6 protein-coding genes are annotated in these 14643 nt (G+C 70.8%); all 6 read right to left on the reverse strand.

What is annotated here, in order from left to right; genetic code table 11:
* Positions 1-45 precede the first annotated feature (45 nt).
* Complete coding sequence (locus ACLIME_RS09675) at positions 46-1047, reverse strand: 1-phosphofructokinase family hexose kinase (protein WP_411556768.1); 1002 nt, start codon at positions 1045-1047, stop codon at positions 46-48.
* Positions 1044-1832, reverse strand: coding sequence for a DeoR/GlpR family DNA-binding transcription regulator (locus ACLIME_RS09680; protein ID WP_085512485.1), 789 nt, complete (start codon positions 1830-1832; stop codon positions 1044-1046). Before ACLIME_RS09680 ends, ACLIME_RS09675 begins: the two co-directional genes overlap by 4 nt.
* A gap of 307 nt (positions 1833-2139) precedes the next feature.
* Entirely contained in the window at positions 2140-3579 is a 1440-nt protein-coding gene (locus ACLIME_RS09685; RefSeq protein ID WP_411556769.1) for a phytoene desaturase family protein, read from the reverse strand.
* A 146-nt stretch (positions 3580-3725) separates the two neighbouring features.
* Entirely contained in the window at positions 3726-4751 is a 1026-nt protein-coding gene (locus ACLIME_RS09690) for an HTTM domain-containing protein (protein ID WP_411556770.1), read from the reverse strand.
* Complete coding sequence (locus ACLIME_RS09695) at positions 4748-5983, reverse strand: DUF5819 family protein (RefSeq protein ID WP_411556771.1); 1236 nt, start codon at positions 5981-5983, stop codon at positions 4748-4750. Before ACLIME_RS09695 ends, ACLIME_RS09690 begins: the two co-directional genes overlap by 4 nt.
* The gene (locus tag ACLIME_RS09700; protein WP_411556772.1) at positions 5905-14172 is read right to left on the reverse strand and encodes a hypothetical protein; all 8268 of its coding nucleotides are present in this window, start codon (positions 14170-14172) and stop codon (positions 5905-5907) included. Before ACLIME_RS09700 ends, ACLIME_RS09695 begins: the two co-directional genes overlap by 79 nt.
* Positions 14173-14643 lie beyond the last annotated feature (471 nt).

Consider the following 14643-nt stretch of genomic DNA (forward strand, 5'->3'; position numbering starts at 1 on the left):
GGTGGGCGGTCAGGGACCGGGTGGGCGGTCAGGGGCCGGGGGCGGTCAGGGGGCGGAGGGGATCCGCTGCGGGAGCTGGGCGACGTCGATGGCGGCGGCGTCCGTCCAGCTGAGCGCCGGCACGTCGCTGCCCGGGAGTGCCGCGGCTGCGGCTCCGTGGGCGACGGCCTGCGCGAGGCGTGCTGCAGGTGCGTGACCTGCGGTTCGCGCGATCAGGTAGCCGGCGAGGGAGGAGTCCCCCGCACCGACGGTGCTGCGCGCGACGATCTTCGGGGCCTGGGCCGACCAGGCGGTGTCACCCTCCACGAGGACGGCTCCTCGGGAGCCGAGCGTGACGAGGACGGCGGCGACCGGGCCGGGTCGGTCCGTGGTGCCGATGAGCGTGGCGGCGACGGACGCGGCGAGCGCCGGCTCCGCCTCGATCTCGTCGCCGGACGCGGTGCCGGTGAGTTCGGCCAGTTCGGCACCGTTCGGCTTGATGAGGTCGACGCGTTCACCGGTGGCGGCGAAGGCGGCGAGGAGGGCGGCGAGCGGCTCCCCCGAGCTGTCGACGGCGACGAGCGGGCGAGTGCCGTCGGTGAGGGCGCGAGCGGCCCGGACGATCCGTGCGTAGAAGTCGGCCGGCAGCCCGGGTGGCAGCGAACCGGCGATGACGAGCCACTCGGCACTCGCGGCGGCACGGGCGGTCGCGTCGACGAGGCGTGCAGCGTCGTCCTCGGTGAGGAGCGGACCCGGCTCGTTGATCTTGGTGGTGGTGCCGTCCGGCTCGGTCAGCGTGATGTTGCGGCGCACGGGCTGCCCGGTCGGGACGGCGAGGACGTCGATGCCCTGCGCGCGGAGCGACTCGATCATCGGGTCGGTCGATTCGCCGGGGAGGACGGCGATGGTCGCCAACTCGGCGGCGGCGATCGCCCGCGAGACGTTGACGCCCTTGCCGCCCGGCTGCTCCCGGCTGGCGAGCGCGCGGAGGACCTCGCCGCGCTCGACGATGCCGGGGAGCTCCACCGTGTGGTCGAGCGAGGGGTTGGCGGTCAGGGTGATGATCATGCGACGACCACCTCGACACCCGCAGCCTCGAGGGCGTCCCCGAGCGTCGTCGGAACGACCTCGTCGGTGATGACGGTGTCGATCTCGTCGAGGGCGGCGAAGCGGATGAGCGCTTCCTCACCGAGCTTGGCGGCGTCGGCGAGGACGACGGCCCGTCGCGAACCGCGGACGATCGCCGACTTCACGGCGCCCTCGAGCTCGTCGGGCGTGCTGAGGCCGAAGTCGGCGCTGACTCCGTTGGCGCCGACGAAGGCGATGTCGGGGCGGAACCGGCCGAGCTCGTCGACGGTCGTGCTGCCGACCGCCGCGCTCGTGATGCCACGGACGCGGCCGCCGAGGAGGTGCAGTTCGACGTGGTCGCAGTGGTGGAGCGTCGCGGCGATCGGCACGGAGTTGGTGATGACCGTGAGCGTCTGGCCGGCGGTGGCCGGGCGCCAGGTGACGAGGAGGTCGGCGAGGTGGGCTGTGGTCGTGCCGGCGTCGATGACGATCGAGCCACTGAACGTGGCCGGGATGAGCCGGAGGGCCGCACGGGCGATCGTGGCCTTCGCGTCGCTCCGCTGGCCCTGGCGATCGGCGAGGCTGGCCTCGGCGACGGAGGCACGTGCTGCGGAGACGGCACCGCCGTGGACGCGGCGTAGGACGCCGGAGGTTTCGAGCTGGTCGAGGTCGCGGCGGATCGTCTCAGCGGTGACGCCCAGCTCGCGGGAGACGTCGGCGACGGAGACCCGTCCGCTCGTCTTCACCCGGCTGGTGATGTGCTCGTGCCGCTCCGTCGCGTACATGCGTCGTCCTTGACCTTCGTTTCCGGTGTTGCAGGCTTGCAGTGCGAAGAAAGTATCACACAAACACAGAGAAACACAGATCTATGTCTTTCCCGGTCCCTGAGCTTGTCGCAGGGCGCAACATCCCCGGTCCCTGAGCTTGTCGCAGGGCGCAACCATCCCCGGTCCCTGAGCTTGTCGCAGGGCGCACTTCGACAGGCTCAGTGACCGATCAGGGAGGCCGCTCAGTGACCGATCAGGGAGGTCGCTCAGTGACCGATCAGGGAGGTCGCTCCGTGACCGGTCAGGTGGGCGGGTCGGCAGCGGGTCAGGGCGCGAGGGACGGGACCGGCAGGCGGAAGGTATGCCGCAGGGCGGACTCCGCCGCCAGGAACCCCGCCATCCCGTGCACGCCCATCCCCGGCGCGGCAGAGCTCGAGCAGAGGTAGACCCCGGCCGCGGGCGTCCGCCACGGTTCGCGACGCACCACCGGGCGCCGCAGCAGCTGACGCAGCGACGGCTCGCCCCCGGAGATGTCGCCACCGATGTCGTTGGGGTTCTCGCGTTCGACGACGACGGTGTCGCGGCCCGCCTGAGCGATGATCGTGTCGCGGAAGCCCGGCGCGAACCGTTCGATCTGATCGACGATCGCCTCCGACATGTCCACCCGGGACCCCTTCGGCACGTGGCAGTACGCCCACACCGTGTGCTTCCCCACCGGCGCGCGACTCGCGTCGAACAGCGAGGGCTGCGACAGCAGCACGTACGGTCGATCCGGATGGCGACCCGCGGCCACCGCGTTCTCGGAGGCGGCGATCTCCTCGGCCGTCCCACCGAGGTGCACGGTGGGGGCGTCGAGCAGTGCTCGGTTGGTCCACGGGATCGGCTCCGAGACCGCGAGGTCCAGCTTGAAGACGGCGTTGCCGTAGCGGAACCGATCGAGCTCACGGACGTAGTCGGTGGGGAGCCGGGACCCGACCGCCGCGACCATGTCCCGCGGGCTGGTGTCGAACAGGACCGCTGCGGACAGGGGCAGATCCGAGACGGCGGTGACCCGGTGTCCGGTGACGACGCGGCCGCCGTGCGCCTCGAGGTCGGCCACCATGGCGTCGGCGAGCGACTGCGCTCCGCCGATGGGCAGCGGCCAGCCGTCGGCGTGCGCGTTCGCGGCGAGGACGAGTCCGGCGCCCGCCGCCGGGAGCCCGGGGAGCCTCGTGATCGTGTGCGCCATGACCCCCGTGAGCATGCCGGGCGCGACCGTGCCCTCGAAGCGGCGCAGCCAGGCCGGGGATCCCTGTTCGAGCACCCGGAGGCCGAACGGGACGACGTCGAACAGCCGCTTCGGGATGGGCAGCAGCGGGTTCAGCGTGAACTCGGTCACGGCCTCCATGCGGTCGACGACGGGCTGCAGCAGCTCCCGCCACGCGATGCCGTCGACGCCGAGCGTGCCCACCGTCCGGTCGAGGTCGCGGTAGGCGATTCCGGCGCGGCCGCGATCGAGCGGGTGCCCGTAGGAGGCCTCCGGGATCAGGTAGTCGACGCGCTCCGTCGCCTTCCACGCTCGGAAGAACGGTGAGGTCAGGACCATCGGGTGGATCGCCGAGCAGACGTCGTGACGGAAGCCCGGTTCGGTCAGCTCCTGCGTCCGCAGACCGCCGCCGAGGGTGTCGGCTGCCTCATGCACCTCGACCTCGAGGCCGGCGCGCGCGAGGGTCACTGCAGCGGCGAGACCATTCGGCCCGCTGCCGACGACGACCGCATCCACCATCGCTCCAGCCTAGGTCGTGGGCGATGGACATGGGATGACGGGTTCCGCGACGCCCGCGCCGACTGGGATGGAACGGGTGGCGGTCGGCGCAACCGTGGCGCCGACCGCCGGTTCGTCTCGCACCCGAACGCGCGAGACGGCTGTGGTCACGACGGCGAACCGGCCGACGTCGTGACGGGTCTTTCGGTCCTCTGGCGCTCCGGCAGCAGCTGGCGGAGCACTCCCCCGGCGTGCGACGCCCACCGACCGACGGCGACCCAACTGCGGTCGCGGACGAAGAGCAGGTCGAGGGCGATCATCGCGAGCGAGAACGGCCACAGCCCGAGGAAGAGGCCGATGCCGAGGTGCATCAGGATCGTGAAGCCGAGCGCGAGGATCCGCGTCGGCCGCCACAGGATCAGCACCGGGAACAGCAGCTGCACCCAGACCGACAGGAACGTGGCGACCCAGACGAACGGACCGACCTGCCAGGCGAGGTCGCTCAGCGCCGGGAACGGCCGGAACACGTCGAGGACGAGCGAGTAGTAGAACGCCGTGCCCTCCCGCCACTCGGGACCCATGAGCTTGTAGATGCCGGAGTTCACGTAGACGAGCATGATCTGGTATGCGCAGAGGAGGACCGCGGTGTTGTTGGCGGCGTTCGCGAGCCACGGCGGGATCGCGAACCGACCGCGCAGGATCGGCCGCAGCGCTCGACCCCGTCGCTTGGTGAGCCACGCGTCGACCGACCAGTGACGCGACAGGTCCGCGAACACCAGGAACAGCAGCGTGATGCGGATGATCGTGTCGCCGCCGTTGGTCAGTACGGTGCTGTTGGTCGCGAGCCCCACCCAGAACACGAGCAGGACTGGCGTGACGAACCGGGTCTGCCAGCCGACGAGGAACAGCAGCCCGAGCACGATGAGCACCCCGTAGGCGAGGTCGAAGACGAAGGCGCTGTCCTTCGTGAAGACGAGCTCGAACAGCGGGAACCACGCGCGACGGTTCGCCTCCGGGTCGACCCACTTCGACGCGACGCCCCAGAGGTAGTGGCGGTCGGCGAGGCTCGTGAACAGGAAGCTGACGATCGCGACACCGTAGAGGATCCGCAGGGCGGAGAGGCTGTAGCCGGCGTGCTTGGCACCCGTGACCCAGCCGGCGAACCGGTCGAACGATGCGCGGACGGCGTTCATCGTGCACCTCCGTAGCGGGTGACGACGTCGCGGTAGACGGCGAGGGTCTCCGGGTCGATGACGTCGTCGACGTGCCGCCAGCCGAAGGTGACGGCGGTGTCGTCGAACTGCTGCTCCTCGGAGAAGCGGTTCTCGAAGTCGTTCGGGCGGGTGCGGTCGATCCGCCACCGGACGCGTTCGACGTCCTGGTCGAAGTACGCCGTGGAGAACGCGGTCGCGTACTCCTTGAGCATGTAGTCGTAGCGGAGGAACCGGACGACGTCGCCCTGCCCCGAGCCCGGAGTCGTGCTGACGGCGTCGAGGTCGGCGATGAGCGACTCGGCCGACTGGGCGCGATACCCGCCACCGTCGGCTCGCTGGATGAAGGTGTCGCGGACGAGCTCGCGCTGCTGGGCGTCGAGGGCGAGGTAGCGGGCGTTGTAGGCGAGCATCGCGTTCCACGAGGACTTCTGGATGCGCGACGGCTCGGCGTGGCCGGGGACGGCCTGCTGCTCGAGCTTCGTCACGTTGACCCAGTCGGACTTCACGAGCGTCCCGTCGGCGTCGCGCCACTGGGCCTGGACGGAGAAGGTGATGTTCGTCTTCATGATGCTCGGCGCGAAGACGTTCCACTTCTGCGTGAAGTACGGGCCGGCTGCGGCGACGACGGCACCACGGACGGGTGTGGTCGGTGAGACGATGACGAGGGTGCCCGCGACGTAGACGCCGACGAGGGCGATCGAGACCGCGGCGGCGATGCGCGCGGCCCGCTTCGGCGGGGCGGCTTCGTCCCGAGACGATCCCGCTCCCCGGTCCTGCCGACCGGACGCCGGTACCTGATCGCCGTCCGGTTCCTCGGCACCGTCTGGTCCCTGAGCCCCTTCCGGTCCCTGAGCCCCTTCCGGTCCCTGAGCCCCTTCCGGTCCCTGAGCCCCTTCCGGTCCCTGAGCCCCTTCCGGTCCCTGAGCCCCTTCCGGTCCCTGAGCCCCTTCCGGTCCCTGAGCTTGTCGAAGGGTGTCAGAACGACCCCCGACGGGTGTGCGTGTGATCGGAGTCACGGTTCCTCCTTGGTGCTGGGTGGTGATGAAACCGCGGGGCACCGGTTCGGCGGTGTCTCCGCGGGAGAAGGAGCAGGCCGTGCCGACCCGAATGCGGCACGGCCTGCTCGGCGAGGTCACTCCATACGCGCCCGTCGCGTGGCCACGAAGGCGCCTCCGAGGAGGAGCATCATGGCGCCGAGCCCCCCGAGCCACAGGCCGTCGAAGCCGGTGCTCGGCAGACCGGGGCGTGACCCCGGTGCGGTGGCGGCCACCGCGGTGACCGTGAAGGCGGTGGCCTCACGATCGAGCGGCAGGTCGCCGGTCACGGATCCGGAGAGTTCCACCCGGTGGGCACCCAGCTCGAGCGACGAGTCGATCGGGAAGGTGAACGTGGCGTTACCGGAGGCGTCAGCGATGACGGGCGTCAGTGCGAACGGGGTCGAGAAGACCGTGGCCGAGATGGTCTCGCCGGGCTCGAAGCCGGTGGCGTAGACCTCCTGGATCACACCCGTGTCGCGGACGATCGTCGAGTACTTGACCGTCGCCTGACGCTCGTCGCCGGCGTCGGTGTCGCCATCGGCGTCAGCGGCGGTGTCGGCGGCAGCGTCCACGTCAGCTGCAACATCGGTGTCAGCAGCAGCATCGACGTCAGCAGCAGCATCCACATCGGCCGCAGCGTCAGTGTCAGCGGCGGCATCCGTGTCGGCGGCAGCATCCGTGTCAGCGGCAGCATCGACGTCAGCAGCAGCATCCGTGTCGGCAGCAGCGTCCGTGTCGGCGGCAGCGTCCGTGTCGGCGGCAGCATCGACGTCAGCAGCAGCATCCGTGTCGGCAGCAGCATCCACATCGGCAGCAGCATCCACATCGGCAGCAGCATCCGTGTCAGCAGCAGCATCGACGTCGGCAGCAGCATCCGTGTCAGCAGCAGCATCCACATCAGCCGCAGCATCCGTGTCAGCAGCAGCATCCACATCAGCAGCAGCATCCGTGTCAGCAGCAGCATCCACATCAGCAGCAGCATCCGTGTCAGCAGCAGCGTCCGTGTCAGCAGCAGCATCGACGTCAGCGGCAGCATCCACATCGGCCGCAGCGTCCGTGTCAGCAGCAGCATCCGTGTCGGCGGCAGCGTCCACGTCTGCGGCAGCGTCCGTGTCAGCCGCAGCGTCCACATCGGCAGCAGCGTCTACGTCTGCGGCAGCATCCACATCGGCAGCAGCGTCGGTGTCGGCGGCAGCATCCACATCGGCAGCAGCGTCGGTGTCGGCGGCAGCGTCCACGTCAGCCGCAGCATCCACATCAGTCGCAGCGTCCGTGTCAGCCGCAGCGTCCACATCGGCAGCAGCGTCCACGTCAGCCGCAGCGTCGACGTCAGCGGCAGCGTCGACGTCAGCGGCAGCGTCGACGTCAGCGGCAGCATCCACATCAGCAGCAGCATCCACATCAGCAGCAGCATCCACGTCTGCAGCAGCATCCACATCAGCGGCGGCATCGACGTCCACGTCCACATCAGCGGCGGCATCCACGTCGGCGTCCACGTCAGCAGCAGCATCCACATCGACCGCAGCTGCGTCGGTGTCGACGTCGACCGCTCCGTCCTCGATGGTGACGTCAGCCTCGGCCGGCGTCTCGGAGACATCGCCCTCGGCGGTCACCGTGACCGGTCCGGGCGTGTAGTCGTCCGGGATCGGCAGGTCCACGGTGAAGGAACCGTCAGGGTTCGTCACCACGGTGACGGACGGTGCGCCCGGGATGGACACCGTGACCGTCTCGCCACCGGCGAAGCCCGTCCCGTCGACCGTGACCGTCTCACCCGGCAGCACCGAGGACGGGTCGACCGTGATGGCCGTGTCGTACGCGAGGATCTCGATGATCGTCGTCGCCGGCTCGTCCGATGCTGCACCGAGTGCCGTCACCGTGACGTCGCCGAGCGCGTAGCCGTCGGGGACCGGCAGGGTCACCGTGAAGCCGCCGCCGGCATTCGTCACCTGCGTGACGACCGGGGCGCCGGGGATCGACACCGTGACCGTCTCGTTGGCTGCGAAGCCCGATCCGGTGATGACCGTCGTGTTGCCGGCGATCAGCGCGTCCGGGGAGGCGGTGATGACGGGCGAGAACACGATGGCGGTGACCGTGACGGTCGCGGTGGCCGGCGTCTGCGACACCGCTCCCTCGGCCGTGACGACCAGCGGGCCGACGGGCGCGTTCGCCGGGACCGTGATCCCGACCGAGAACTCGCCGGCACCGTTCGTGGTCGCAGGGACGGCGGCGCCACCGGGCACCGTGACCGTGACGGACTCGTTCGGCGCGAAACCGGTGCCCGTGACGAGCGTCGCTCCGCCGGCCGCGACCGTGCTCGGGTCGGCGGTGATCGCCGTCTCGTAGGCCTCGACCGTGAGCTCCGCCTCGGCGGGCGTCGCCGAGGTCTCGCCGACCGCGGTCACCGTGACCGGCCCGGCGGGCGTTCCGGGCGGCACCGGCAGGGTCGCGGTGAAGCCGCCGTCGCCGTCGGCCGTCACGACGACGGGGTCGCCGCCGGGGATCGAGACGCTGACCGACTCGTTCGGCTGGAAGCCGGTACCGGTGACCGTGGTGGTCTGGCCCGGGTTCACCGTGTCCGGTGTGAGGGTGATCGCCGTGTCGTAGACCGTGGCCTCGACCGTGACGGTGGTGGTCGCCTCGGTCGCCGAGACGACGCCGAGTGCGGTGACCGTGACCGGACCGGTCGCGAAGCCCTGCGGGACGGCGAACGTCGTGGTGATCTCACCGTCGGCGTTCGAGGTGACCGTCACCGGCGCGAGGCCGGGGAAGGTGACCGTGACGCTCTCGGTCGGCGCGAAACCGGTGCCCGTGATCTCCGTCGAGGAGCCGCCGGGGACCGTCGCCGGGTCGGCAGTGATCGTCGGCGTGTAGACCACGTCGACCGTGAGGTTCGTCGTCGCAGGGGTGTCGGACGTCGCACCGAGCGCGGTCACGACGACCGTGCCCTCGGCGTAGTCGGCCGGCACGGGCAGCGACACCGAGATGGTGCCGGTCGCCGTCGCCGTGGTGGTCACCGGGTCGGCGCCAGGGATCGAGACCGTGACGCTCTCGGTCGGTGCGAAGCCGGTGCCGGTGACGAGGGTGCTGGCACCCGCGACGACCGTGGTCGGGTCGGCGGTGATGGCCGTGACGTAGGTCGTGGCCTCGACCGTGAGCGTCGCCGCGGCGGGGGTCGCCGAGACGGCACCGGTGGCGGTGACCGTGACGTCACCGATCGGGAAGTCCGCCGGGAGCGTGACGCTCACGGAGATCTCGCCGTCGGCGTTCGCCGTGGTCGGGAACGGGTCGACGATGCCCGGGACCGTGACACTCACGCTCTCGTTCGGGGCGAAGCCCGCACCGGTGACGGTCGTGCTGCCACCCGGTGCGATGGTCGCGGGATCGAGGGCGATCGCCGTTTCGTAGGCGAGCACCGTGACGGTGGCCGTCGCGTCGGTCGCCGAGAGGGCACCGGTCGCCGTGACGACGAGGTCCCCTGCGGTGGTGCCCGACGGGATCGGCAGAGCGGCGGTGAAGCCGCCGTCGCCGTTCGCCGTCACGACGACCGGTGTGCCACCGGGGATGGAGACCGAGACGGACTCGTTCGGTGCGAACCCGGTACCGGTGATCGTCGTCGAGGTGCCGGGGAGCAGCGTGTCGGGGTCGGCGGTGATCGCGGTCTCGTAGGCCACCACGGTCACGTCGGCGTCGGCGGGCGTGTTCGACGTGTCACCGGTCGCGGTGATCGTCAGCGGCCCCGCGGGCGTTCCCACCGGGATCGTCGCGGGCTGCGTGAAGTCGCCGTCGCCGTTCGTCGTCACCGTGACGGGGTCGCCGCCCGGGATCGTGATGGTGACGGTCTCGTTCGGCGCGAAGCCGGTGCCCGTGACGGTGGTGGTTCCACCCGGGTTGGCCGTCGTCGGGTCCACCGTGATCGCCGTGTCGTACACGACCGCTTCGACGAGGACCGAGGTCTGCGCCGGCGTGAGCGACAGGGCGCCCGTGGCCGTGAACGTCACCGTCGAGGGGACGAAGTCCGCCGGGAAGGCGACCACCTGGCTGATCTCGCCGAGCCCGTTCGCCGTGGTGACGACGTCGTCGAAGCCGGGAGCCGAGATGGTCACCGACTCGTTCGCGACGTAGCCGGTGCCGGACAGGATCGTCGAGTCACCGGGGTTCAGCGTGGACGGCGTCGCGGTGAGCGTCGTGTCGAACGCCTCGACGGTGATCGTCGCCGTGGCAGGCGTGGCCGACACCGCTCCGACGGCCGTCACGACGATGGGGCCGGCGGGGGTGCCGGGCAGGATCGGCAGGATGGCGGTGATGTCGCCGTCCGGGCCGGCCTCCACCACGACGGGCGTGCCGCCGGGGATGGAGACGGAGACGGACTCGCCGGGCAGGAAGCCCGTTCCGGTGACGGTGGTGCTGCCGCCGGGGAGGAGCGTGTCGGGGTCCGCGGTGATCGCCGTGTCGTAGACCGTCGCCTCGACCGTGACCGTGGTCGTCGCCTCGGTCGCGGAGACGACGCCGAGGGCCGTGACCGTGACCGGACCGACCGCGAAGTCCTGCGGGACGTCGATGGTGGTCGTGATCTCGCCCGCTGCGTTCGACGTGACGGTGATCGGGTCGAGGCCCGGGAAGGTGACTGTGACGCTCTCGCTCGGCGCGAAGCCGGAGCCTGAGATCTCGGTGCTGGTGCCGCCGGGGACCGTGGCCGGGTCGGCGGTGATCGTCGGGGTGTAGACGACGTCGACCGCGAGGTTCGTGGTGGCTGGGGTCTCGGAGACCTCACCGAGGGCGGTCACGACGACCGTGCCCTCCGCGTAGTCCGCCGGGACCGGGAGCGACACGGAGATGGTTCCGGTCGCCGATGCCTGCGTGGTGACCGAAGGCGCGCCGGGGATGGAGACCGTGACGGTCTCGTCGGGCTCGAAGCCGGTACCGGTGACGAGCGTGCTCTCCCCCGCGACGACGGTCGTCGGGTCGACCGTGATGGCCGTGACGTAGGTGGTCGCCTCGACGGTGAGCGTCGCCGTGGCCGGGGTGGCCGAGACGGCGCCGGTGGCGGTGACGGTGACGTCGCCGAGCGGGAAGTCCGCGGGGAGCGTGACACTGACCGTGATCTCACCGTCGCCGTTCGCCGTGGTCGTCACGGGCGTGGCGAGGCCGGGGATGGTGATCGTGACGGTCTCCTGAGGGACGAAGCCCGAGCCGGTGACGACCGTGCTGCCGCCAGGGGCGACGGTCTGTGGATCGAGCGCGATCGCGGTGTCGTACGCCTCGACGGTGATGACCGTCTCGGCCGGCGTGGCGGAGACCGCGCCGGTGGCGGTGACCGTGAGCTGGCCGGCGGGCGTGCCGGAGGGGATCGGCAGGACGGCCGTGAAGCCGCCATCGCCGTCAGCCGTCACGACGACGGGCGTGCCGTCCGGGTAGGAGACGGAGACCGACTCGTTCGCGGCGAAGCCGGTGCCGGTGATCGTGGTCGAGTTGCCGGGGAGGAGCGAGGCCGGGTCGGCGGTGATGGCCGTGTCGTACGGCAGCACCTCGAGGTCGGCGGTCGCCGGGGTTGCGGAGGTCTCGCCGGTCGCGGTGACGACGAGCGTGCCGGCCGGCGTGCCGTCGGGGACGGGCAGGTCGACGGTGAAGCCGCCGTCGCCGTCCGCCTCGACGGTCACCGGGGTGCCGCCCGGGTAACCGACGGTGACCGTCTCGCCAGGCAGGTAGCCGGTGCCGGTGACGGTCGTGGTGTTCCCAGGGATGAGCGACGTCGGGTCGAGCGTGATGGCGGTGTCGTAAACCGTCGCGGTGACGGTGACGACGGTGGTCGCTTCGGTCGCGGACACGGCGCCGAGGGCGGTGACCGTGACGTCACCGACCGCGAAGTTCTGTGGGACCGCGACGGGGGTGCCGATCGCGCCGAGTGCCGTGGCGGTGACGGTGATCGGCTCGAGGCCGGGGAACGTCACGACGACGTCCTCGCCGGGCGCGAAGCCGGCGCCGTTGATGATCGTGGTCGTGCCACCCGCGACCGTGGCCGGGACGGCGACGATCGACGTCTCGTAGACCACGGTGAGGTTGGTCGTGGCCGGGGTGTCGGACGTCTCGCCGAGCGCGGTCACGACGACCGGGCCTGCGGCGTAGTCCGCCGGGACGTCGAGCTCGACCGAGATCGTGCCGGTTCCGGTGGCCGTCGTGGTGACCGGGTCGACGCCGGGGATCGAGACGGCGACGGTCTCGCCCGAGGCGAAGCCGGTGCCGGTGATCGTCGTGGTCCCACCGGCGACGACACTGGCCGGGTCGGCGGTGATGGCGGTGACGTACTGCGTCGCCTCGACGGTGACCGTTGTGGTCGCTGGGCTGGCCGATGAGGCACCGGTCGCCGTGACCGTCACGGGGCCGAGCGGGAAGTCGGCCGGGAGCGTGAGGCTCGTGGAGATCGTGCCGGTACCCGTCGCGGTGGTGACGATCGGGTCGGTGAGGCCGGGGACGGTGATCGACACCGACTCGCCGGGCAGGAACCCCGTGCCGGTGATCGTGGTGCTGCCGCCCGGAGCGATCGTCGCCGGGTCGGCGGTGATGGCGGTCACGAAGGGGGCGACGACGAGGTCGGTGGTGGCCGGGGTGGCGGAGGTCGCACCGGTGGCGGTGAACGTCAGCGTCGCCGGGGTGAAGCCGGCGGGGATCGCGACGCTCTGGCTGATCACACCGGCGGCGTCCGACGTCGTGGTGACCGGGTCGAGGCCTGGCGCGGTGATGGTGACCTGCTCGTTCGCTGCGAAGCCGGTGCCGTCGATCACGGTGGCCTGGCCGGGGTTGACGGTCGCGGGCGTGGCGGTGATCGCCGTGTCGTACACGACGAGCGTGCCGCGCACAGACGACGACGCGAGGTTGACCGTCGCGAGCGAGATCGCCGGGACGAGGGAGATCTGCACGGCGCGGACCGTCGATGATCCCGCCCCGAGGTCGCCGGTGGCCGGTTGCACGTTGGCGGTCACATCGGCGACGAGGCGGACGATGTTGAGGATCGGTCCGACGACGTTCGCGGCGAGACCGCCGGTGATGCTGTTGAGGCCGGTGCCGAGCGTGTTCAGGCTGGTGAACGCGGTGGCGACGACGTTCTTGACGAGTCCGAGGACGAGGTTGACCACGCCGTCCAGCGTCAAGCCGAGGGTCGCGAGGATCGGGTTCAGCACGTTCGGGAGGAGCCCCGCCGAGGTGAAGGCGGCGGTACCGTTCTGGACCGCCCCGAGGGTCGAGTCGAGCGACAGGGAGATGACCGGCACCTGGGTGACCACGACGTTCGTCGTGACGTTGCCGGTGACCTGGATACGTGTGTTGTCCACGGCCGTCTGCAGGCCGGCGGACACGGCCGTGACCTGCGCGGTGACGGCAGACGTGATCGCGGCCGCGATGGCGGCACCGATCGGGCCGGACAGCAGCGAGGTGTTCGGCGGCAGGTCGTTGAGGTCGGGCAGCGTCGGGTCGTTCGCGAGCAGGGTCGCGAGGTCGACGGTCACGGCGCCCGTGAGGAGGTTGACGGAGACCCCCGTCGCCGCCGACTGCGACGCCTGGGTGGTGAGGATCGTGTTGACCACGGTCGACAGGTTCGGCGGGGTGACCGTCCCCGTCGCGCTCACGCGGAGGACGCCGATGAGGTTCGCGTTCAGCGCGGTGTTGAGCGCCGAGGTGAGCCCGTTGAGCGTGGTCTGCAGCGGCGGGAGGAGGCCGGTCACCTGCGTGCCGACGTTCTGCACGAGGGGGCTCTGGAAGTTGAGCGTCGCACCGGCGATCTGGTAGTCGGGAACGGCCGTGGTGCCGCCCGTCTGCGAGATCGTGGAGGCGAGGGCGCCGAGGCTGAGCGAGAGGTCGCTGAGAATCCCGCCGGTGGGCGTCCCGACCCGGCCGAGCAGACCGGTCAGGTCGAGTTCGGCGTCCGCCGGCGGAGCATCGGGTCCACCGATCGAGACGCCACCCTGGTCGGTGACCGCGCCTGAGCCGGCGATCGCGTCGCCGTTGTCGGCGGCGGACCCGTACTGAGCGACGGCACCGAGCTCGATGACGCCATTGGCACCGAACAGTTGGAGCGAGCTGCCGAGGTCGACGCCGAGGGTGTTGAGCACCTCGGCCGACAGCGGGTTCGCGGCGACCGGGTGCACCCCGCTCGGGTTCTCGGCACGGGCGCCGCCGACTGCGGCGAGGGCGTCGAGGTTGATCCCGGCCGCCTGTCCACCGAGGAAGCGGCCGAAGCCGTCGGAGACATCGGTCGGGGCCGCTGTGGCCGCCGTCGTCGATCCCATGGCGATGACCGTGCCGACCACGGCCATGGCCGCGACCTTCCACGCACGGCCTCGGCCGAGGATGCTTCGCTGCTGTTCCCCCACGGTGGAACCCTTTCTTCGGTGCACGGGCGAACCCGCGACTGGCGTCGATCCCGGCCAATCTATGGGCGGGCCTCCCTGTCCCCCAGAGGAGGGACCCCAACCTCCGTAGTGCCGGATGGAAAACCGGTACTGGCCTCCGCAGTGCGAGGCGGCGCCGCGGGACGCCGGGTTTCGATCGGTGCCGGGGGGGGCCTCCGACGCGTCATCAGTGGCGGGGCTCCAGTGCAGTCGGTTCCATCCGTGTCATGTCATCGATGACGGTTGAGAGATAACCCGCACTGGCCGGGGGTTTACCCCCGACTGGGGTGCGTAGTTTCTACTGAGAACGCTCTCTTAGGGCTGCGGGAGCACTCAGGGATTACGGATAATGGGGCATCCGACGGAGTATTCGCAGCGTCCCTAGTGATGCGGATCCCGTCGTCCTGACGGAGCTTGAGGGGGCTGCGATATGGAAGAACCGGTTGCGACGGT

Source organism: Plantibacter sp. MPB07 (genome assembly GCF_046619465.1).
In the GTDB taxonomy this organism is placed as follows: Bacteria; Actinomycetota; Actinomycetes; order Actinomycetales; family Microbacteriaceae; genus Plantibacter; species Plantibacter auratus.